Origin of the sequence: Pseudomonas sp. lyk4-R2A-8, assembly GCF_030209095.1 — a bacterium.
Classification (GTDB): domain Bacteria; phylum Pseudomonadota; class Gammaproteobacteria; order Pseudomonadales; family Pseudomonadaceae; genus Aquipseudomonas; species Aquipseudomonas quebecensis.
Genome location: NZ_JARVSS010000004.1, coordinates 1 through 23,047 on the forward strand (window position 1 = coordinate 1; position 23,047 = coordinate 23,047).

Sequence of the window (23,047 nt, forward strand, 5' to 3'; positions counted from 1 at the left end):
TTCTTTTTCATGAAGATCAAGAGCGTCTTTCCCGGCAATCCGTGAAGAACCAAAAAAAAGCCTGCATCGCTGCAGGCTTTTCCCTATCTGGCTCCACGACCTGGACTCGAACCAGGGACCCAATGATTAACAGTCATTTGCTAGCTGTTAGTCGCAGCGGTGCCACGGAAGAACGTGGTGGAGAGATAAGGTTGCTGCATAGCGTGAGCCGCATGAGCGCAGCACGCCACGAAAGTTAGTCGGGTTGGATTAGGTTGTCAAAGCGTGGCAAAGCAATGACTTGTAGGAAAAGGAGGCGGAGGCAGTCAGCTACTGGATCACCTACGATGCGTGTCTGAGCGGTTCGACTTCCAGATTGCCTTACTTCAAAGTTGTGGCAATTCGTAGTTAAAGTACTAAAGGACAGACTATATTTAAAATTACTAAATCACCAAAGAATGGAATCGTGAGCTGACCTCGTTTGCTGACGCGCTATCCAGCAGCCTTCCTACAGAGGAAAATCCTTCCAACCGCGTAAAACCTGCTCGTAGTCATCCAAACTTATAGTTATTGAGAGGTCCTCATCATAGAGTGAATAAATTTTAACTCAACCTTTCGAAATATGGATTGCCCAGGCATCGCGAGCCCATTCAGTGGAGACCTCATCCTCTCGCCTCACTGCTATCAATCTATTCAAACCCTCGTCTAGCCAATGAATAGTTTCAACAAAAGGTCCCCCATCGTCGATCAATAGGCAAGCAAGAATATCTACATCATCAGGCCCCAACCCATCCGGGCTACACCAAGGTATTGCTGCCCCAGTTAACCCTTCCAAAAAATAACGAATATCTCCCTTACCTCTTACGTCAATGGGTACACGGCCCACTTCAAGATCCCCCACCTCATCTTGATTTCACTAAAACCGGCTATAACTCAAAAACCCATGATCATTTCCTTGAACTTGAATCACAGTAGGCAGCGTACCAGCTGCACACTGAAAATAAATCTGATTTCCTTAGCAAGCTGTCAAAGCTCATACTTAAATATCAACTTTTTGATATCACCAGCTCTTTCAGGATATTTATTCCCAAGAGCAAGCATAGATTCCTTCACGGCCTCCTTAACCACCTGAACACTATAAACACGGGAATTAGGAAAAATACCGCTCATGTCCTGATCAGCTGAGAAAACATAGTGCCCAGAACATGCATCCGGCTCGTATTCAAACTCCCAACCGGGGTCACCAGAAAGCCCTTCCCAACGTATAAACATCCTCTCCAAAAGCCCTTCTAAGTCGCCCTCTGAAAACGCACCGATAGCAAACCAAAGAATCCAATATAACAGATCCTCACTATCTCCCGGCAACTCACCCCACTTCATTTAACAACTCCAATTGGAAATGCAGTCGGAACATACATTTCTCCATCTTTTATATTAATCGGAACCTGAAACCTCAACTTACCAACAATAACTTCCTGCAGTCTCTCACCCGTCGCCTGATACTGAATTAGCGCTCTACGAGCAGCATCACTAGCCATATCCGACATTTCTGGATACACCTTGGGATCGTACACCGTCTTAACCGCATCCTTGGTAGCATTTGGCAGCTTATATTCTACCTTATATATTCCTGGCGCCACTTCAAGTGGCTTACCAGAAATCGTGCCAGAAGCATCTTTCAATGCTTGCATAAAATTTTCCAAATTATGCCCGCCGGATATTTGCTTTCCTGAGATAGCAGCATTGACAAGGTGATCTGCAAGGTCTGTTCGAACAATCCCTCGCCCAATAAAATCAGCGTCAGGCAACAATGTATCTGCTAGCCCTAAATTACTGCCGCTGCCTTTCGCAATTGCTGCTGCGTCATCAACAGCGTTACCTGCCCCAGATAAAACTTTCGACCCACCTGTAAGAACAGGGGCCAGTGCGCCTGCTATGGCTCCGCCATCACCTAAGGCCTCTAAAATTAGCTTACCCCACTGCCTTTGCCGAATATATTGCTCTTTCTGAGCCGTCCATGCCGATTCCCGTAAGCACGAAATGTCACCGCACTTAAGACCCGCTTGCTTCATGTTAATTACAGTATAGATGCTACAAAAATCCGAATCACAATTTTCCAATAGCTTATCGGTAAGGATCTGTTGGGCTTGGTCGTACTGCGCTTGCTCAGCAGGCGTAAAAAGGTTTTGCTTGTCTGCCAACGGCTTCCATTCATCAAGCTTTTCAAGAATGCAGGAAACTCTCCTTTCACAGGTCGCATCAATTTGTTTAGCCAAAGCTTCCTGCTGGCTGTGCTCTAAATAATTGTAAACCGTGCCCTGCTGCGCTACCCAGCCTGCAACCTCTTGGTCTTTTGCACTCCCTCCCAAACCTGCCGCAACCGTCATTCCGATCAATTGAGAAGTCATGGCCAAGAGCCGCTCGTGGGCCGCACCTGGGAACAAGTCGTCCCCAAATGCTTGCACCAGCGCTTTGTTAGCGCCTGCTGCAATAGCACCAGAGGCGAAATCTCCACCCGCAGCCTCCGCGATCAGTCCCCCAACGATCGCGTGTACCGCCACTTTAGTGGAAAGCTCTGAACCAACTAGCTTCGCACCCACCTGCTCATAAATCATTCCAGAAAGAAGGCTCGCACTGAGATCAAGGGCCGCTTGGCCAACATTTCTGGTAAAACTACCGCCATTCACGACGGTTTTAAGCGCAGAATTGACAGCGAGTTGTCTCCCTAAATCTGCTGCGGTGAATGCTCCAGTCACACCAAAAAGCTTTGCTATAGGGCCACTAAGTCCTGCGATCGCATAGCCTTTCAGACTGTCAGAAGATGTCACATCCTTAGCAATCTCTCCCAAATCCCCTTTATTATTGATAGCGCTCGTAGCTGTTTTTACAGCAACTCCTGTGTACACAGCGCTCGCAGCGAGGCCTGTCGTCGAAGTAGCTGCAGCGCCTACAAGTTCAGCCCCCAATCCCCAAGTAAAATAGGTGACTATGATGGCAATCACCAGGGCTGCACCACCGCCTAAACTTGAGTTGTTATATTTGAAGCTCTCGTGAATTTCTTGAACCTTGCGCCAGTCCACGTCACCGCGCTTCTCTGCCTCTTTAAGCCAAGCTAGTTGCGGATCTGCTTTGACCATTGCATCGATAGCTTGGCTGACCGTCTGCTGATTAACGTGTTTTACGTCGATGTTCAGCCCATCGACGGCCTTGATCACAATGCTGCCCTTGGCAGACATCTGAGTCTGCTTGAAAGTCTCGTCGGTGTTACCGGCACCGCTCATGGTGTTCCAGGCGAAGCTGCTTTTGCTCTTTGCATGACTTTCCTGGTGGAGATCCTTCATCCCCTCGAAGGTCACAGCGCCACCACTGACAATCGTCAGGTCTTCTCCACTTTCCAATCTGGCAACCTGATACTTCTGGTCACCCTGGCTCTGAATTGTGAGATCGCCCCCAGACTTGATCTGACTGCCAATGTTTTTGACATCCGTCACTTCGTCGCGCTGGGTTTTTCCTGAGCCGAAACCTCCCCCGCGCTTCATGTCGTACAATGAATAGTCACTGTCTTCAGCGGAAAGTATCCCGAGGTTGTTGCCTGCGACCAGATAGGCTTCATCACCCGAGCTGATACGGCTGGCGATCAACGCCAAGTCTTTACCCGCGCTCAACGTCACATCGCGGCCAGCGGTTACGCTCGTGGATATTTGGCTGACGTGGTCTTCTTGGCGCTTGGTGCTGGATGTCTTGGAATAGGAGTGCTGCTCATCAGCGCCAGAGGCCAAGTAGATATCGCCGCCCGTGCTCATCGATACGTCGCGCTTGGCCTCGATTTCACTGGCAATCGCAGTGAAGTCACGCCCCGCAGTCACTTTCAGATCACGCCCGGTCTCAACACTTGAACCACTCTGGGTAATTTCCTCGGAGCGATTACGCTTGCCCCCATTCATCGTGTCGTGCTGTTGCGCAGCAATCAGATTGACGTCGCGCCCAGCAACGATGGTGGTGTCATTGCCGCTTTGCAGCACGCCACCTTTACTGGTGACGTCACGACCGGCCCTGATGCTCAAGTCGCTGACAGCTTCGATGCGGGCAGCGCTGTCGATGTAATCGTTGTGTTTAGAGAAGCCGATGTTGTAACCCGCACCGGTCGTGGTGCGCTCGTTGATCACGTCGCCGTTGATCGTAGTCATCGACACATCGCGACCCGCAATAATGCCGCCGGACTTGTTGACGATATTGTTGCCGGCAAGCAGGTCCAGGCGGTTGCCAGCTTCAATCAAGCCTCTGTTGATCAAGTCGCTGCCCGCAACTGCCGTCAGGTTATTGCTAGCGCGCAATGTTCCAGCGTTTTCCAGGTCTTTCCCGGCGATCAAGTTCACATCTTGGCCCGCTATCAGCGCGCCATTGGGCGCCAGGCGACCGTCGGCCTGGGCCAGGTACAAAACTGGTACCAGCACTTTTTCTCCGTTGACCACGTGCTCTTCCAGCCAGACGATATCGTGGGTCAGTGCAGCCACTTGCTGCCCCGTCAGCGACACTCCTACCGATAGCCCGAGAGCCTGTTTGCTGCGGATAGCGTTGTCCATCAGGTAACGGAATACCGCCTCGTCCGAGGTCTGGCCGTCGATAAACCGTTGCCCGGTACGCTCAACAATGGCCTGCTGAATCAGGCGCTGTTCATAAAGACCATCACCCAAGCGCTTGGCGCTTTCATCAGGGTTATAGCCTAGGCCTGCAAGCAAGTAGTCTGAGCTCATGAACGGCCTGAGATCAGTGAGTACCGGGTTGGTTTCGACCAAGTATTTATGTGGCTGGGAAGCCGCCTTGCTTGATGGTAGGCCTTCCACACGTGTAATAGTCTGACGACTGACTGGCGAAGGTCCCTCGCCAACAGGCTGGTCTACCGCTGCCACACCCACGACGGCGAGGGCGGCCAGCGGAGTAACACCCGGAATGTTAAGGTCAGGGGCTATAACATCATGCTGACTACCGTCTACGCGAGTTGTGCGATCTACGGGCACACTCAACTCCGGGTGCTGCGATGGCGAGCTTCCTGGTGCGGTTATAGCAATACGAGGATCTCGATCCTCGGGTATAAGGTCGGAAATCTGAGATGCGCTGACAGCCGGAATACCGCTCGACGTCCCGACGCTAATCGCGCCAATTTGAACAATACCCCAGTCGGAGGCTCGTCCTGGCAAGCCTGTACCGGTATCGGCGTTCGCGACATCGGATACATTCACTGCAAGGGAATTCGCATTGACGTTACTCGCCTCGCGGGCGGCGACAGTCACTTGACGAGTGCTAGCCGTGATAAGGCTTGCGCCGTCGAATTGGATCGTACGCCCTTGTTTTTCTGGCATAACTTGTTGGCGCTGAGCCAAGCCAATTTCAGTTGCGCCCATGGTCCAACTTTGCACTTCAGGACGAGCCGGCCCCGCCTGCTGGGTGCTCACGCCCTGCTCGCTCAAGCGAAACAGGCCGTTTTTGCCGCTGGGCAAGCTGAACCCCGCTAGCGTCAATGGGTCGACTTTCTGCTGAGCTAGATCCGGAGGAAGTTGGCGATTGAGGTTGATGATCGTGGAGTTGCCAGTACCTGAAATCTGGGTATTGATGTCGCGAGATGATCCGGCAACGGTTGTACTAAAGGAACGCTCGACACCGTTCGTGATTTTGTTGGCCGCATTGATGGACACATTACCGCCGGCTTGAATAACGGCAGGTACAAAACTGGCCCCTGGAGAAGCAATTATTTTTTCGGCGAACGGTGTGGCGTTGAGGATTTCTGCCGGTGCCTGGACAGTAACCCCCGGTATGAAGTTAGCTTTAGGAACAGACGCGCCTTGCCCTCCCTTTGGCCCGAAATTCAAGTTATAGGTTGCAATAGTTTGATTGCGATAAGTGGGCTGCTTAAGTCCAACGATGCTTTCCTGTTCCGCCGCGTTCCAAAAATGGATATTTCTGTTGTACGTCGAATCGTTGGTTGCGTTGTAGTGGAATATCTGCCCCCACAGCCCCACACTGGGATACATTTGTATGTATTTGAGACTCTGATATCCCCCCATCGCGCTGGCTGTGTTATTAAAGTCGTTAACTGCAATATTGATATCGCTGACAGCGGAAACAGTAGAGTTAAAATTCTCGAATTTGTCGCCCAGCACACTCAGATTTTTGCCCGATACGAGACTGGCCGTCACCTGCTCACCCGTGGCCTCAACATTAAAGTTTTGCTGCCAGACGAGATGGGAGGTGAAAACACCATTCTGTCCGACATAGCTACAGTCAAGGCACCTCACCCCAATCGAGGCAGACACCGCGTTCGTGGCCTTGACATTGAAGCTCTCCATCTTATTCGCCACAACCGCCGCCTTAAGCGACATGTCCCCCGTCGACTCAATCCGCCCCGACAGGTTATCCACCCGCGCTGCACGCTCAACACCGTTATATCCACCCACCTCGACCCCGCCGAGGCTGTAAATATCGCTGTAGGTGTTGGCCAACGTCCCCACCTGCAACTTCATGTCGCCACCGCTGAGCAACAGCGAACCCTCATTGGCCCGAATCCGCTCGTTGGTCAGGGTCTGCGCATTGATCAGTAAATTCTGTGCGCTCGCCACAGTGCCAAAGTTACTGACTCCTCCGGTGTTGATCGTCATGCCACTGTTGGAGGTCAAACGCCCCCGGTTGGTCAACTGCCCGGCTACCGTCACGTTGGTCAGCCCGCCACCGGCCATGCTTGCCGGCTCGTTAAGCGTCATCTGCGCCGCCGATACGTCCAGCGCCCCAACGCTGCTAACCCGTCCATCCCCCTGGTAATCGCTGGTCAACTGCAACGCCAGGCTGCCGTCACTGGCAATCACCCCGTTGTTCGTCCAGTTCCCGCCCTTGCCTTCCAGGCGCTTGGACGCCAACAGTTGACCGGTTTGCGTTTGGGTGAAGTTATTGACGTTAACGTTCAGGCGCCCGGCCTGGATCACGCTGCTATTGGTCCAGGTGTCGGCGTTAAGTGTCAGGCCGCCACGGGTGACGATGCTACCGCCTGCGCCGGTGACGTTGGGCAGGGAAATATCAAAGTTACCCTCGCCCACATGCAACAGCTGGCCGCCGCTGTTCTGGAAGTTGTTCGCCGCCAGGGTCAGGTCGGTGTTGGCGGTTTCCACCACGCCATTGCGGTTATCAAACAGGTTGCCGATCTGGAACAGTGTCTTGCTTTCGCGTCCCAGGGCGCGCAGCTTGCCGCCCTGGTTGTCGACGCTGTCGGCAGCCACGCTCAGGGTTGTATCGCTTTCAATCACACCCGAGCGGTTGGCCAGTGCACCGCTCACGCCCAGGTCGATCGCGCCACCGGCCATCTGCCCGACGCTGTTGTCCAGGTTCTGGCCTGAGACACGCAGCAACCCTTTGGCGAACACGGCGCCGTTGGCGTTGGCGAAGTAGTCGGCGTTGACCACGGTGTCGCCCGCGAGGGCGGCGATGCGACCACCTTGGTTGTCGAGGCTGGCGGCGGTCAGGTTGAGGCCATGGCCTTGGGCGATACCGCCCTGGTTTGTCTGGCCGTATCCGTTACGCAGGACGCCGGTCACCTTGGCGTCCAGCAACCCTTTAAGGCTGGCCAAGGTACCGCCACGGTTATCCAGCGTGCTGGCTTTCAGGCGAGTGTCGCCGGTTTGCGCCAGCAGTTTTCCGCCCTGATTGTCGATGTCACCACTGATGTCCAAGTTCAGGCCGTTCTGGCCTTGCACCATGCCCTTGACGTTGTTCAGGCTGGCAGCGCTCAACTGTACGTCAGCGGTCTGACTGTAGATCAGCCCATCGGCCTGGTTTTGCAGCACACCGATGGTGGTGATTGCCACCCGTTCCTTGCCGGCGATGGTGCCGCGTTCGCTGTTGTTCAGCCCGCCAGCGAACAGCGTCAGTAGACCTTGGCTGGCGATCTGGCCGTCTGCGTCGTTGTAGACCTGGTTCGCCCGTCGCAGCGACAAGGGGCCGAAGCTGGCAAGTTTGCCGCCACCGTTGTTGAGGTTGCCTAGCAGATCAAGGGTCAACTGGCCATTGCTGACCAGGGTGCCGCCGTTGTTAATCAGGTCCGTGCCTGTGAAAGACAGGGCTTGCTGGGCGTTGATCGTGCCGGAGATGTTAGCCAGCGTGGTCGCTTGCATATCAAGGGCGGCGCCACTGTCAATCAGGCCACCGTTAGCATTACTCAGTAGCCCGGAGACCCTCAGGCTCTGTCCCGCGGCGCTGGAGAGAACCCCCTTGTCGCGGTTATCCAGGCTGGCCGCACTGACGTCCAGCCGATCCTGACTGACCAGTGCGCCTTCCGCGTTGTTGAGCAGCGCGCCCGTCAGGCGCACATCCACAGCACCGTTGCGGCTGGACAGCGTGCCTTGATGACCGTTGTCGAGACTCTCACCACTGACGTTCAAGCCTTGCCAGCCGGACATCAAGCCATTCGCTGTGTTAAGCAGACTGCCCGCATTGAGCGTCAGTGTCTGACTGCTGATCAGTTTACCGCTGGTGTTGTCCAGGCTGCGCGCCGTCAGGGAGAAGCTTTGCTGGCTGGAGATTTCACCGCCCTGGTTGTTGAGGTCACGCAGGTTTTTCAGGACCAGCGGGCCGTTGGCAAGGAGCAGGCCGTTACGGTTATCCAGGTCGCTGTTGTTAAGGTCCAGGTTCACGCCCTGGTCGCCGACAATACGACCGCCCGCCACTGCCAGGGCATTGACGTCGATGCCCAGCGCACCTTTGGCCGAAACCTCGCCACCACTGCCGGTATTGAGGCTGGCAGCGGTCAGGTTCAGGCTGCCTTTGCTGTTAATCAGGCCGCCCACGGTATTATCCAGAGCCATGGCGTTGAGGCTGACAGCAGCGCCCAGTACGTTGCCATTCTGGTTATTCAAATCACCGCTTTGTATGGTCAGAGTTTGCGCCGCGTTGATCAAACCCTGCTCGGTGTTCCTCAACAGACCATCACTACTCAACTGCAGGTCACTGCGGCTACTCAAGGTGCCGCCACGGTTGTCCAACGCCGCCGCGTGAGCATTAAGGCTGGCTGCGCCGATCAGGCCTTTGATGTTGTTCAGCGCTTGGTTGACGCGCAGGGTCAGGTCTTGGTTGCTGAGCAGTTTGCCGTCGCTATTATCCAGGCGTTGCGCGGCCAGGGTGAAGGCTTGGCCGCTGGAGATTTCGCCGTGCTGGTTGGTGACGGTGTTGAGGTTGTTGAGCAGCAACGGGCCCTTGGCGTTGAGCAAGCCGCCTGTGTTATTCAACACGCCGTTGTTCAGGTCCAAGCTCAAGCCGGCGTTGCTGAACAGCTTGCCCCCTTGCTGGTCCAGCCCGGTGACGCTGGAGGTCACGCCCTTCTCGCCGCCGATGTTGCCGCCGTTGTTCAACTGGCCGGTAGTCAGTGTCAAGGTGTCGCCGCTGTTGAGGCGACCTCCCTGATTATTCATCACGCCTGTGATGACTGAGACTGGGCCCTTGCCGCTGATAGTGCCCTGTTCGTTGCCGATGCTGGCACTGCGCAGCGTCAGGTTGCCATCGCTGACTAATTTCCCACTGTGGTTATTCAGGATTTCGGTGACGGCGATGTTCAAGCCTTGGGCACTGGAAAGGCTGCCCTCGCTGTTATTGAGGCTGCGCGCCTTGATACTCAGCGTATCTTCACTGCCCAGCACACCTTGGCTGTTGTCCAGGTCTCCTGCTAGTTCCAGCATCAACGGTTGTTGACTGAGCAGCTTGCCGCCGTTGTTGTCCAGCGACGTGCCGGTCAGGGCCAGGCGCTGGCCGCTCATTTCACCCAGCGTGCGGTTGATGATCTGATCAACCGTAAGGCTCAGGCCGCCGTCCGCATACACCACGCCCTTGTCACTGTTGTTCAATTGCTGGCCGGTGACGGCGACGTCGGCGTTGCCGGTCAGCTCGCCGTCGCGGTTGTCGATCATATCTACGTCGAGTTTCAGCGCTTTTGTGGCGCCTACCAGACCATTACGGTTATCCAGCCTGGCGCCGCGCAGGTGCAGGCCTTCGGTGCTGATCAGTTTGCCGTTCTGATTGTCGATGCTCGCGGTGGTAGCCGTAACCTGGGCCTTGCCGGCGATCTCGCCATTACGGTTATCCAGGGCTCCGCCGGTCAGCAGCAAGGCGCCGTCAGCAATCACACTGCCGCGTTGGTTATCCAACAGTTCGGTGGCGCTGATGTTCACATCGCCCCGGCCACTGAGCAGGCCCTCGGTGTTGTTCAAGCGGGTGCTGCGGGCGTCGAGGCCAGCGGCGTTAATATGGCCTTTGACGTTGGCCAGCACCTGGTCAACGCGCAAGGTCAGCGCTTGGTTGCTGATAAGTTTGCCGTTGCTGTTGTCGAGGTTTTTCGCGGCCAGGGTGAAAGCGTTCTGGCTAGAGATTTCGCCGTTCTGGTTGTCGATACTGGCGAGGTTATTCAGCGCCAGGAGGGGAGCGTTAATCACGCCTGCGTTGACCAGTTCGCCGTTGTGCAGGTCGAGGGTCAGTTGCGTGGTGCTGACCAACTCGGCGCCGCCCCGTTGAGTCAGGCCGGTGAAGTTGGCGCTCAGGCTTCCGACGCTGCCGATATGTCCGCTGTTGGTGACTTGGGTGGCCGTGAGGTCGAGGCTGTCTGCACTGGTGACACGCGCGCCAAAGCCGTTTGTGAACACGCCAGTAGTGAGGGTTGTGGTGCCTTGGCTTTTGAGCAGACCGTTGGTGTTATCGAGGCTGGCACTGGTCAGCTTGAGGCCTTGTGCACTCTCGAGGATTCCGCCTGTATTGAGTACGTCCGTGGCACTACTGAGGGTTAGAGGACCGGCGCCAGAGAGGCTGCCGCCAGTGTTATCGAGACGTTGAACAATCAGGTCCATCGAACCTTCACTGGTGAGGTTGCCACGGGTGTTGTCCAGGCCCGCCGACAGTTGCATCGCCAAAGAGTGCTTGGCGCCGAAGGTACCATCAGCGTTATTCAAGCGGGCGCCGGTAAAGCGGGTGCTCTGGGCGAAGACCAGACCCTTCGCTTGGTTGATCACCTCGTCCATCGCCAGCTCCAACGCAGTCCCGGCCAGCAGCTTGCCGCCACTGTTGTCCAGACGCTGACCGCTGAGGTCCATGTTTTGCTGGCTGGAAATTTCCCCGGCGCGGTTGTCGAGGTTGCTGACTTTGAGCTTCAGTGCTTTTGTAGCAGCTATTTGGCCCTTGTCGCTGTTATCCAGGGTGTCGCCGTTGAGGGTCAAGTTGCCCAGGGCGACCAACTCGCCGCCTTGCTGGTTCAAGACACCTACGATGGCCTCCAGATCATCCTGGCTGGCGATGCGACCCTTGGCATTGTTGACGTTGTCCAGCGTCAGGCGAACCGGGCCAATGGCGCTGGCAAGACCGCCCTGGTTATTCAGCGACTGCCCGGCGATAGCCAATGCCTGCTTGCTGTTGAGTACGCCTTCACGGTTGTCTATCTTGCCAATGTGCAGGTTTAGGTTCTGATTGGCACGTACCGCACCACCGCGGTTATCCAGGCTGGCACTGCGCAGGGTCAGAAGGTTTTGCCCGGATAGGCGGCCTGTGCGGTTGTCTACGCTGCCCGCCTGGATATCCATCACGCCTTTGGCCAGTACTGCTCCCTTGGCTTGGTTGTCCAGTAGTCCATTGACCTCCACCGTCAATCTACCATCGCTCACCAGGCTGCCGGACTGGCTGTTATCCAAGCTGGCCGACGTGACATTCAAACGCTGGCCGCTGCCCAAGGTGCCGCCCTGATTGAAGAGTGCGCCGGTGGTGGTCAGGTCGAGGCTGATATCGCCCATCACCTTGCCGCCATTTCGGTTATTCAACGTCATTGCGTTAACCACGCTGGCACCGCTGCTGGACACCTCACCATCGTCATTAAGCAGGTCGGCACCCAGGGTCAGCACTACATCCTTGGAACTGCTGAACACGCCGCTGCTGTTATCCAGACGGGCCGCCTGTGTGGTGATCCCGGCGGCAGAAATCACACCTTTAAGGTTGATCAACGCCAGGTCGATTTTGAGGCTTAACGCTTGATCACTGAGCACCTTGCCGTTGCTGTTGTCAAAGCTTTTTGCGGCCAGGGTGAAAGCATGCCCGCTAGAGACTTCACCGTTCTGGTTAGAGACCGCGGACAGGTTCTTGAGCCGCAATTGGCCTGGCGCATGGATCAGACCACCGGAGTTATTGAGGATACCTTGATTCATGTTCAAGGTCAGGTCGCTGGAGCTATAGAGCTCGCCGCCGCCGCGTTGATCAAGGTCGTTGATGCTGGCAGTAAGAGTTTTATTGCTCGCGATGGTGCCGTCGAAACGGTTATCTACCTGCCCGGCCGTCAAGTCGAGGCGATCAGCACTGGTCAGGCGCCCGCTGTTCTGGTTATTCAAAGTACCGGTGCTGATGCTTACGGCGCCATCGCCCATCAGCTTTCCGCCCTGGTTATCGAAGCTGGCGCTGTTCAAGGTTAGCGCCATGGCGCTCAGCAATTCGCCGTTGCGATTGCTCAGGGCGCCGGTGGTGGTCAATTGCTGCGCCGCTCCACTGCTGATGCGACCGCCGTTGTTGTTCAGCGTGGCGGCTTGCAGCCTCAGACTGCCGCCGCCGCGCACAGTGCCTTGTTGGTTGTTCAGGTGGTCTAGGGTCAGCTGCACCGCGCCATTGGCCAACAAGCGCCCACCGCGGCTGTTGTCGAACTGACCGCTGGTCAGGGATAAATCGGTGACGCTGGAAGCTTCGCCACCCTGGTTGTCCAGGCGATCGAACTGCAAGGACATAGCCTTACCCGAATTCAACAGGCCGCCACCACCGTTATCGAGTTGGTCACCGTTGGCCAGCAATGCCCCTGCCGCCGTTACGCGACCACCGCGATTATCGAACTGACCGATGCTCAGAGTGAGGTCATTATTGCCAGCGATGTTGCCTTTGGCTTGGTTATCCAAGCTGCCAGAGCTCAGGTACAACGCCTGGCCGCTGATCATACGGCCGTTGTGGTTGGTCAGTGCACCGGTATTGTTGAGTGTTAGCGTTTTATCGCTCTGAATGAGGCCGCCGCTATTATCCAGCACCGCACTGGCCAGACGCATGCGGGCGCCGAGGATTTCGCCCTGGTGGTTGTCCAGTGTCGTACCGACCTGAGCGACCAGTTCATCACGGGCCTTGAGTGCACCCTCGGCATTCAGCAAGCTGTTCGCCGACACGTCCAGCGCATTGGCATTGATCAAACCCTTGGTATTGTCCAGTGCCCGGGCAATACGGACGATCAATCCCTGTTCACTGAGCAACTTGCCGCTCTGGTTGTCGAAGCTGTCGGCCGTAAAACGCAGCGCTTGGTCGCTGGAGATTTCCCCGCCCTGGTTATTAACGCTGGCGAGGTTGTTCAGTAGCAGCGCGCCCGGCGCCTGTATCAAGCCGCCTTGGTTATTCAGGTGCCCATGGTTCAAATCCAGGCTCACACCCGACTGGCTATAGAGGCCGCCGCCATTATGCTGGTCCAGGCCAGTCACGCTGACAGTGAGTTGCTGTTGGCTGGTGATACGCCCGCCGTTGCCGTTGTCGACTTGCCCCGCACTCATTGCCAGGGTGCCGTCACTATAGAGCGCGCCTTGATCGTTATTCAACGACGTAGCCAGCATTACACCCAGATGACCCTTGCCATAGAGATTGCCCTTGGCGCTGTTATCGAGGCTGGCGGCGCTTACTTGCAAAACGCTGCCGGCACTGAACAGTCCGTTCTGGTTTAGCAATTGCCCGGCAATGCGTGCGGTCAACAACCCATCGCTGGTCAGCTTCCCAGCATTGTTGTCCAGGCCCGCAGCGGTGAGATCAATGCTCTGCGCCGCCACCAATGTGCCTTGGCGGTTGTCAATCAGGCCCAAACTGTTGAGGGTGATTGCCGTATCGCCTTGCAGCAGGCCCAGGCGATTATCTAGGGACGCACTATTGACCGATGCCGTACGCGCCAACACTTTACCGTTGCGGTTATCCAGTGCCCCATAAATCTGCGTGATCAAACCGTCACCGGCGCTAAGTACGCCGCCTTGATTATCCAGGCTGCCAGCGCGTATATCCAAGGTGTTAGCCGAGACCAGTCCTTGAGCGTTGTCGAGTGCACGAGCGATTCGCACGGTTAGAGCTTGTTCACTGAGGAGTTTGGCGTTGCGGTTATTCAAGGTATCGGCTGCCAGGGTAAAAGCCTGGCTGCTGGAGATTTCGCCGCCCTGGTTATCGACGTTGCCGAGGTTGGCCAGCAACAACTGGCCCGCTGCATTAATCACACCGCCCTGATTGTTCAACTGCCCGTAATTAAGGTCGAGGCTGACATCGCCCTGGCTGAACAACCGACCGTCATTGTGCTGAGCAAGACTCACAACATTGGCCTTGAGAGACTGGTTGGCGCTGATACGACCGCCCTCACTGTTATCGACTTGCCCAGCCTTGAGGTCGAGCCGGGTATCGCCTCGCAAGGTGCCGCGCCGATTGCTCAGCGCACCGTCCACATGCAGGTCCAGGTTATTTTGCGCGAACAGCTTGCCTTGCTGATTGTCCAGGCTGCCAAGGTTGAGATGCAGGTCACCTTGAGCGGCAAGCAAGCCGGTTTGATTGAGCAAATTCCCGGCAATGGCCGCGGTCAACACGCCGTCACTAGTTAACTGACCCGCACTGTTATCCACGTTGGTAGCGTTGAGCGTCAAGCTGTTGCCGGCGGCCAGGATGCCGTGTTGGTTGGCCAGTGCGCCGCTGTTGATAGCGAGGGTTCGGTCGCCTTGCACGCGTGCGTTACTGTTGTTGAGGCCTCCCGTCGTCAGTGCAAGGTCCTTTGCCAATAGCTCGCCATTGGTGTTATCCAGCAAACCGGTAACGGTGAAGTTCAGACTATTGCGAGCGCTGAACTTCCCCGACTGGTTGTTAAGGTCGCCAGTGACTGCATCCAGGCTCGTAGCAGAGACAAGACCCCTTCCATTCTCCAACAAACCCGCGATATGCAAGGCCAGGCCTTGATCACTGAGCACCTTGCCGGAGCCGTTGTCGAGGCTGCTGGCAGCCAGGACAAATGATCGCGTGCTGGAAATTTCGCCCTGTCGGTTATCAACGGCATTGATGTTATTCAGCGTGAGTTGACCACGGGTGTTGATCAAGCCATTTCGATTGTCGAGTTGACCGCGGTTAAGGTCCAGGGTGAGCCCCGTGCTGCCGACGAGATGGCCGCCATCATGTTGGTCGAGGCTACGCAGGTCAGCCGTCATGCCTTGGGCGCTAGCAATCTGGCCGCTAGCGCTGTTATCAACTGCGCTCGCTTTCAGGTCCAGGTTGCCCTGGCTGGTGAGCGACCCCTTCTGGCTAGTGTTGAGCGAACCGGCAGTAATCTGAACAGCCTGGCGCCCGGAAATACGACCACCCTGGTTATTGATCAGGCCCGAGGCATTCAAGCTCAACGACTGCCCCGCCGACACCAGCCCCGCCACGTTATCCAAATAGGCCAGTTGCAAGGTGACCTGTGCCTGGCTCGACAGTTCGCCATTGCGGTTAATAAGTTGCCCGATACCCGCCGTCAAGTTACCGGTGCCGGTAATCAGACCACCCTGGCTGTTGAGCAGTTGATCGGCCGTTATCCCGAGACTGCCCGCGCTGAGAATGCGGCCCTGGTTCTGGTTATCCACGTTCGTCGCGGTCAGTTGCGCATTGCGTTGGGCGCTCAACGTGCCACCCTGGTTTGTGAATTCGCCGGTTTGAACGCTGAGGTCACGACTGGCAATTACGGTCTTGCCAGTGTTGTCCATGGCTTGTGCTTCTAAGTGCACGTCACCTTGACTGTTGCGGCTGTTATCAGCGTTCACGCCCGCTTCGATAATCCCGTTATTGGTCAGCCGGCCACCGGCGTCCAGGGTGATGCTGTCCTTGGCCGCCAGGGCCTGTTGATTGGTCAGCGCGCCTTGGGTTTTCACCGACAAATCGGTACCGGCGTAGACCGCGCCTTTAGCTTCCAGGTTGGCGGTCTTGACTGCTAACGCCGCACCGGCCGAGGTCTGGCTCATGACCACATTGCCCGCAGCATCAATCCGGATATCACCACCGGCAACCATGTCCCCGGACAGTTTCACCCCCACGCCCGCTTCGGTGCCCACCAGCTTGACCGCGCCCACATACATCCCGCCCAGCGCCGACGAATCAATCGCCAGATCCGGCGCCTTGCTGCCGTCCGATGCCCGCGCGGTAGCATTCAGGGTGCGGGCGTCAACATCATTGCGGCCGGTGACGATGGTGAGCTTTTTCGCCTGGATCTGCGCGTTGAGGGTGGTGGCGCGGGTGATGATTTCGAACTGGTCAACGTTGCTGGCATTCAAGCCGGTGCCGTCAATGGCGACGCTGCCTTGATCGACTTGATAGCGGCTGATCTGACCGTTTTCGATCACCGCTTTACCGGTGGTCAATGTCGCTTGTGGCGTGTTGATAAAGCCGCAACCGTTGCAGCTGATGCCATAGGGATTGGCAACGATCACGTGGGCCGATTGCCCCGCCACTTCGGTATAGCCACGCAATTGGCTGGGACTGCCGCCGTTGACTTCATTGAGGATGACGTTGGCGGCGTTGCCGTTGAAGTTCGGGTTGCCAACGATGATGCCGCCAAGCTGGGTCGACTGGGTGCGGCCAGTGGCGTTGTTGAGGATCACGCCGTTGGCGCCGACGTTGTAGTCCTGGAACTGGTTGTGGGACAACCCGCTGCCATTGGGCGCGGCGATGTTGACGATGGGCACGCCGTTGCCCGCTTGCCCAAGCGTAGTGCCCGGTGCACTGACTACAATGCCTTCGGCCTGGGCGAGCAACGGTTGCCAAAACATCGCGTTGGCCAAGATCAACGCCAAGCCACGTTTAGGCAGCCCCAGGAAGTGGGAGCGGCTTTTTACGACAGCAGAAGGCTGGCGCGCAAGGAAGGCGAACTGGCGAACGTCCATGTCAGATCCCGAAGCCCGAAGGCGTTAAGCAATTTAAAGAAAGAAATCCAGGCGGAAATAAACCGGCGCTTCACGTTCAGTGATCGGCCCCGGTCGCTCCAAAGAGTGTGCGAAGGTCACCGTGGCGGCGACGTTCTGGCCGCGCGCGAACAGTTCCACAGAGTTGCTGGTCATCCGTCCGTGTTGTTCGGCGTTATAGCGACCGCGGCTGATCACGCCTTGGTCGTAGCCGAGGCTGGTGCCGTATTCATTGAACGCCGGCTGCAACCACCCGATGGTCACCGGTCGGCTCCAGCGCAGGTCGTTGCGCCAGTAGCCGCCGCTATCGCCGGCCAGGCTTTGATCCTTGTAACCACGTATCGATGACTGCCCGCCCAGGCTCATGCGCTGTGGGCTGAACAGCACATCTTCGCTGCGCTGGCCGGTCATCAGGCTGCTGAAACTGAAGGACTCGCCCCACAGTTTGAAGGGGTACAGGTAGCTCACGGTCGCCGTGTATTTGCGGTAGCGCGCATCGGCCTGGCCGTGGCGCGGATTGTGATTGGCCTGGGCGTCGAACGCGCCAATGCCATCCTGCATACCGAGGTCGATGTTGAGAAAGGAGGTACCGATACGCCGGCCATGATTAATGCCGAACTGGGCTTCGCTGAGCCGGTTACTGCTCAACGCGAGCTTGCTGTCTTCAATGAAGTTGTTAGTGCGCAGATAGGCCACGCCGGCGCTGAGGGATGTTTTGCTCAGGGCGTCGCGATGGATCACTCGCTCCAGGCGCAGTTGGTGGTTCTGGCTATCGCCGGACTGCTTGAAGTTGAAATTATTGGCCTGAGCCAACGAGCGGTATTCGGTTTCGTTGTAGCTGTAATTGAGAGTCCACCAGCCGAACGGCAGGCTGTAATTGAGCATCGAGTTGCGTGAGGTTTTCTGGTGGTCGCTGACTGCATCATGACCGCCGCGCAGCGACAATTGATCCGCTAGCCCAAGCGGATTATCCCAATCCAAGCTGGCGCCCCACTGCTGCTCGCCAGTCGCGCGCTGGCCGCCGTTGTGGCGTGATAGACCGACGCGCCAGGGTTTTTGCGGGGTGTTCTTAACCAATACATCACTGCCACCGACTTGCTTGCCCGGTGCCAGCTCCATCTGCGCCTGGTTGGATGGCAGACGGTTGAGTTGATCGACCATTTGCTCGATTTCGCGCAGGTTAAGTAGGTCGCCGGTTTTTCCCGGGAAGCTCATAGCCAATTGACGGTCGGTGATGCCACTGCCCTCGGCGCCCTTCAATCCTTCGAGTTTGCCTTCGACCACTTGGATCTTGAGAGTGCCGCGGGACAGGTCCTGCTGTGGCAGGTAAGCACGGCTGGTAACCAAACCTTTGGCCAGGTAGCGGTCAGTGATGACCTTAAGCAGTTCGTTGAGCTGCGGCACGCCCAGGCATTGGCCGATGTAGGGCTTGATCAATTCAGTGCGCTCGCCCTCAGACAGCGCGTCAGCTCCGGCGAGCTCAATGGTTTTGATCGCAAAACAACGTGTGTCGACAGGCGCTGTCGGCTTGGCAGCAGTAGCGGTTTTACCGGGCAGGTCCTTAAGCTCTTCGAGGCGGCGTTGTTGGTCTTCGAGAAGGCGATCCTGGCGGTCACGGATCAGGTCAGTAACGCCCGGCGTGTTCTGAGGAGTAGCGCCGTGAGCTGTCCCGACAAAGCCTACGCACAAAAAAGCGGTCAGCAGGCTGAGCCTGGTCTGACGTACCAAACGCCACATGTTTAGATCCCTCTACATGGCTTTGTGCCATTAATGGGCGGCGATCATAGGGTGGCGTTTTAGTGGCGTCAATTAAATGTACAAGTTTGTTTCACCAATGACATACGAACACTTTAATTTTAAAGAAATTAAAGCTTTTAAAATCAATCAGTTAGAAAAATTAAGAACATCCATTCCAAGTCCTTACCAGGCAAAGCAAGCGGGGAAAGTACGCGCCGTGGGGTTGGCTGGCCGTGTTAATGGCTGAAAACAGCTCAATCCTGATACTACTGCCTGATTGAGCTGTTCTTAGAGTTAGGGCTGCCAATGAGGTATCCCCCCATGTGTGCTCCAAGCAAGGCCATCTCCGGCACGATGGAGGGAGCGCCTTGGGTATCGATCAGAATCAGATCAAAGTCCTGCTCGAAAGCAGGCAACAGATTCTTGAGACGAAGGCGTCCGTCAGCAGCATGGAGCAACAAATTTCCCAGCTGATTGAACGGATCATTGGAATGGATCAGTGAGAGATTAGGAATGCAGGTGCGTGAAATGACCTGGTCGGCCCGGGTCTCGTTGTTCGCGATCAGTTGATAGGTTCCACCGGGCGCCTCGTGCAATAGCGCATAGAACGACGACAGCGATGGTTGATTATCCAGATCGATGAGCAGGGTACGGATCCCTGAATCGGCACAGAACGCGCCCAGATTGACGCCAACCGTGGTTTTACCCGGCCCGCCTTTGGTTGAAACGACCGCAGTGACTTTCATGACATTGACCTCGGAATCGTAGGATTTGAGATGCTTTCATGCAGGTCACGCTATGCGCTTTGATCACCCCGGAAAATCCAAGGCAAAAAAAAGCCTGCATCGCTGCAGGCTTTTCCCTATCTGGCTCCACGACCTGGACTCGAACCAGGGACCCAATGATTAACAGTCATTTGCTCTACCAACTGAGCTATCGCGGAATGCGCCGTATGTTACTGATTGAAAAGGAGAAGTCAAGCATTGCCTGGTAAACGGAGCGTTTAGATTCTTTGCGCACTGCCCAGTGGCTGTTCGGCGGCCAGGTCCAGCCAAGCGCGGGCGGCGGGTGGCAAGTGGGCATTGGCGCGCCAGGCCAGGGCGATGTGCCAGTCGGTGTGCGGTTCGTCCAGTGCGATCAAGGCGATGCCGGCGTGTTGATGCTTGTGCGCCAGCATGCGCGGCAGAAAGGCCACGCCAAGGCCGGCGGCGACCAGGTCGACGATGAAGTCGATCTGCCCGCTGCGTGCGGTCACGCGAGGGTTAACGCCTTTGCGTTCACAGGCGGCGAGGATCTTGGCGTTCAGGGCGAAGCCAGCTTCGAACAAAATGAAGGGCGAGTCGGCCAGGTCGGTGAAGTCAATGCGTTCGCGCCCGGCCAAGGGGTGATTGAGCGGCAGCACCGCGATCAGCGGTTCATTACGCACTGGTTGGTAGTCGAACACGTCATCGACCGGCAGCAGCAAGGCGGCCAGGTCCACCTCCCCCGCTTCCAGGCATTCGCGCAGTTTTTTGCTGCCGTATTCGGTCAGTTCGATGTCGATGTCCGGGTAGCGGCTGCGGTAGGTGGCGAACATGGTTGCAAACAGCACGCCGCAGCCCACCGGGGGAAGGCCGATGCGCAACCTGCCACGCTTGAGGCCGCGCAGGTCGTTGATCTCGCTGACCAGGTCGCTGTGTTCGGCCAGCAGTACCTGGGCGCGGCGGTAGGCAATTTCGCCGGCAGCTGTCAGTTGGTTACGATGGCCGAGGCGATTGAGCAGCGGCATGCCCAGCTCCTCCTCCAGGGTCCTGACCGCCTTGCTTACGGTGGATTGGGTCAGGGACACCACCTCGGCGGCCTGGGAGAAGCCGCCCTGGCGCACCACTTCGACAAAGGCGCGCAACGTTCTGAGGTTCATCGGTATTCCCTTGGCGACTGGCAGCCAGTAATAAAAGTTGTTTTTATCATGCCAGAAGTTGGCTTATGGTGGAGCCACCTTGCCCTGTGGATTGACTGTTGATGATCATTTCGTCCGCCTCCGACTACCGCGCCGCCGCGCAGCGCAAATTGCCGCGTTTTCTGTTCGACTATATAGACGGCGGTGCCTATGCCGAACACACGCTGCGAGCCAACAGCGCGGACCTGGCCGACATCAGCCTGCGCCAGCGCATCCTGCGCAATGTGGACAACCTCAGCCTCAGCACCACCGTGCTCGGCCAGACCCTGGCGATGCCGGTGATCCTGAGCCCGGTGGGCCTGACCGGCATGTACGCCCGTCGAGGCGAGGTGCAGGCGGCCAAGGCGGCGGCCAACAAGGGCATCCCGTTCTGCCTGTCGACGGTGTCGGTGTGTTCGATTGAAGAAGTCGCCTCGCAAAGTCCGCAAGCGATCTGGTTTCAGCTGTATGTGCTCAAGGATCGCGGTTTTATGCGCAATGCGCTGGAACGCGCACAGGCAGCCGGGGTCACCACGCTGGTATTTACTGTGGATATGCCCACGCCGGGCGCGCGTTATCGCGATGCCCACTCGGGCATGTCCGGGCCGTTCGCGGCATCGCGGCGCATGCTGCAGGCCGTCACCAAGCCACAATGGGCCTTCGATGTGGGGCTGATGGGCCGCCCCCATGACCTGGGCAATATCTCCAAGTACCTGGGCAAACCCACCCACCTGGAAGACTACATCGGCTGGCTGGCCAGCAATTTCGACCCATCGATCAGCTGGAGCGACCTGGAATGGATCCGCGAGTTCTGGAAAGGCCCGATGATCATCAAGGGCATCCTCGACCCCCAGGATGCCCGGGACGCGGTGAGCTTCGGTGCCGATGGCATCGTGGTATCCAACCACGGCGGCCGCCAACTCGACGGCGTGCTGTCCACCGCCAAAGCGTTGCCCACCATTGCCGATGCCGTGGGCGATGACCTGACGGTGCTGGTGGACTCCGGCATCCGCTCCGGCCTCGACGTGGTACGCATGCTCGCCCTCGGCGCCAAGGCGTGCCTGCTGGGCCGCGCGCCCTCCTATGCGTTGGCCGCCGACGGGCAGCATGGAGTAGAGAACCTACTGGATATCTTCGCTAAGGAAATGCGCGTAGCCATGACCTTGACTGGCGTGACGTCCGTCGCGCAGATCAACCACGATACGCTCGTGCAGGCAGCCAAATAACTGACGTGGCCCGCTGCGCGCCAGCTCGGGCGGTAGGGAAGCGTCATTGATTTAAAAGGATATTTATTTATTTAAACAAAGTGGCATGAATCTCGCTCTAACCTCTTCCAAGCAGGTCGAGCGATGACACGACGTGCGGCGGTGCCCAGGGGTTAAAACCCTCTGCAAAGCGGTTTAGACTGTTCCCCTGTTTTACGTAACTGACGGAACAGCAAGACCCCTCGCACTCGCCACACTCATCGGGCCTGTAAGACACTTAGAGGCCCTACGCTTATGAAAGCTCCTACCCAGACCAACGCAATTGATTTCGACCGCGCCAAATTGCAACGTCTGGGTTTCGGCCAGCCGTCTCTGCCGCCTCGACGCCCTACGACCATTACTCAACTGCGCCAGCAACTGACCCTGCAACTGCAGACCAGCCTGGAACCCGAGCGCATCCTCGGCGTGTTCTTTCGTGAGGTGCAACGCCTGGTTCCGCTGGACGCCCTGCATTACCGTCACGAAACCAGCGACCTGCGCCTGGAATTCGGCCAGCGCGGCCACCACTCCGTGAGCTACAGCCTGAGCCACGAAGGTGAACACCTCGGCGAATTGATCTTTCGGCGCAACCAGCGCCTGACAGAGGAAGAGCTGGGCCAGCTCGAATCGCTGCTGGCCACCCTGCTCTACCCGATGCGCAACGCCCTGCTCTACCGTGCGGCGACCCGCAGTGCCCTGCGTGATCCGCTGACCGAGACCGGCAACCGCATCGCCATGGACCAGACGCTGCAACGAGAAATCGACATGGCCCGTCGGCATATGAGCCCGCTGTCCTTGCTGATGCTGGATATCGATCATTTCAAGACGATCAACGACACCCACGGCCACGCCGCCGGCGATGACGTGCTGCGCAGCGTCGCGGCGACCATCAAAGCGCAATTGCGCAATGTGGACATGGTATTTCGCTTCGGCGGGGAAGAGTTTCTGATCCTGCTGTCCAACACCAGCCGGGAAGCGGCGGCAATGGTCGGTGAACGCCTGCGCAAGGCAGTGCAGGCCCAGGACTATTGGGCGGACGGCAAACGGATCGAATTGACGGTAAGCCTGGGTTGTTCGACTTTGCTGGCCGCCGAGTCGGTCGAAAGCGTGCTGCGCCGGGCCGACAACGCCCTGTATGTGGCCAAGCGCGAAGGCCGCAACCGCCTCGCAATGGCGGGGTAGGCACCCCGCCATCG

General features: G+C 57.1%; 8 protein-coding genes, 1 tRNA gene and 1 pseudogene. 4 read left to right on the forward strand and 6 right to left on the reverse strand.

The features are described from left to right. A partial coding sequence (locus QRN10_RS04495; protein ID WP_285427913.1) for a hypothetical protein occupies positions 1-239 on the forward strand: 239 nt, incomplete at its 5' end. A 766-nt stretch (positions 240-1,005) separates the two neighbouring features. Here the strand turns inward: QRN10_RS04495 and QRN10_RS04500 are convergent. The 3 genes from QRN10_RS04500 to QRN10_RS04510 are packed head-to-tail and all read right to left on the reverse strand — an operon-like array spanning position 1,006 to position 18,689. Beyond that, positions 1,006-1,359 (reverse strand): hypothetical protein, encoded by a 354-nt coding sequence (locus QRN10_RS04500; RefSeq protein WP_285427914.1) that lies wholly within the window; start codon positions 1,357-1,359, stop codon positions 1,006-1,008. Next, complete coding sequence (locus QRN10_RS04505) at positions 1,356-16,934, reverse strand: two-partner secretion domain-containing protein (RefSeq protein ID WP_285427915.1); 15,579 nt, start codon at positions 16,932-16,934, stop codon at positions 1,356-1,358. Before QRN10_RS04505 ends, QRN10_RS04500 begins: the two co-directional genes overlap by 4 nt. Before the next feature lie 33 nt (positions 16,935-16,967). Next, positions 16,968-18,689 (reverse strand): ShlB/FhaC/HecB family hemolysin secretion/activation protein, encoded by a 1,722-nt coding sequence (locus QRN10_RS04510; protein WP_285427916.1) that lies wholly within the window; start codon positions 18,687-18,689, stop codon positions 16,968-16,970. Between the two features lie 76 nt (positions 18,690-18,765). On the opposite strand from QRN10_RS04510, the gene QRN10_RS04515 reads away from it, so the two are divergent. Continuing rightward, complete coding sequence (locus QRN10_RS04515) at positions 18,766-18,936, forward strand: hypothetical protein (RefSeq protein ID WP_285427917.1); 171 nt, start codon at positions 18,766-18,768, stop codon at positions 18,934-18,936. Between the two features lie 73 nt (positions 18,937-19,009). Here QRN10_RS04515 and QRN10_RS04520 read toward each other — a convergent pair. The 3 genes and pseudogenes from QRN10_RS04520 to QRN10_RS04530 form a co-directional block, all read right to left on the reverse strand. Further along, positions 19,010-19,435 (reverse strand): annotated as a pseudogene (locus QRN10_RS04520) (ParA family protein); the annotation flags it as partial. Positions 19,436-19,556: 121 nt separating this feature from the next. Next, positions 19,557-19,632 (reverse strand) — tRNA-Asn (locus QRN10_RS04525). Positions 19,633-19,692: 60 nt separating this feature from the next. After that, a complete protein-coding gene (locus QRN10_RS04530) occupies positions 19,693-20,589 on the reverse strand; it encodes a LysR family transcriptional regulator (protein WP_181075640.1) in 897 nt (298 codons plus the stop codon). Positions 20,590-20,690: 101 nt separating this feature from the next. On the opposite strand from QRN10_RS04530, the gene lldD reads away from it, so the two are divergent. Beyond that, positions 20,691-21,833, forward strand: coding sequence for an FMN-dependent L-lactate dehydrogenase LldD (gene lldD / locus QRN10_RS04535; RefSeq protein ID WP_266246224.1), 1,143 nt, complete (start codon positions 20,691-20,693; stop codon positions 21,831-21,833). Between the two features lie 273 nt (positions 21,834-22,106). After that, complete coding sequence (locus tag QRN10_RS04540) at positions 22,107-23,033, forward strand: GGDEF domain-containing protein (protein ID WP_181075644.1); 927 nt, start codon at positions 22,107-22,109, stop codon at positions 23,031-23,033. The last annotated feature ends 14 nt before the right edge of the window (positions 23,034-23,047 follow it).

Excerpts from the sequence above, each read along its gene's own strand:
- QRN10_RS04500 (WP_285427914.1), bottom strand. The coding sequence starts at position 1,359 with ATGAAGTGGGGTGAGTTGCCGGGAGATAGTGAGGATCTGTTATATTGG.
- QRN10_RS04505 (WP_285427915.1), bottom strand. The coding sequence starts at position 16,934 with ATGGACGTTCGCCAGTTCGCCTTCCTTGCGCGCCAGCCTTCTGCTGTC.
- QRN10_RS04510 (WP_285427916.1), bottom strand. The coding sequence starts at position 18,689 with ATGTGGCGTTTGGTACGTCAGACCAGGCTCAGCCTGCTGACCGCTTTT.
- QRN10_RS04515 (WP_285427917.1), top strand. The coding sequence starts at position 18,766 with ATGTACAAGTTTGTTTCACCAATGACATACGAACACTTTAATTTTAAA.
- QRN10_RS04530 (WP_181075640.1), bottom strand. The coding sequence starts at position 20,589 with ATGAACCTCAGAACGTTGCGCGCCTTTGTCGAAGTGGTGCGCCAGGGC.
- lldD (WP_266246224.1), top strand. The coding sequence starts at position 20,691 with ATGATCATTTCGTCCGCCTCCGACTACCGCGCCGCCGCGCAGCGCAAA.
- QRN10_RS04540 (WP_181075644.1), top strand. The coding sequence starts at position 22,107 with ATGAAAGCTCCTACCCAGACCAACGCAATTGATTTCGACCGCGCCAAA.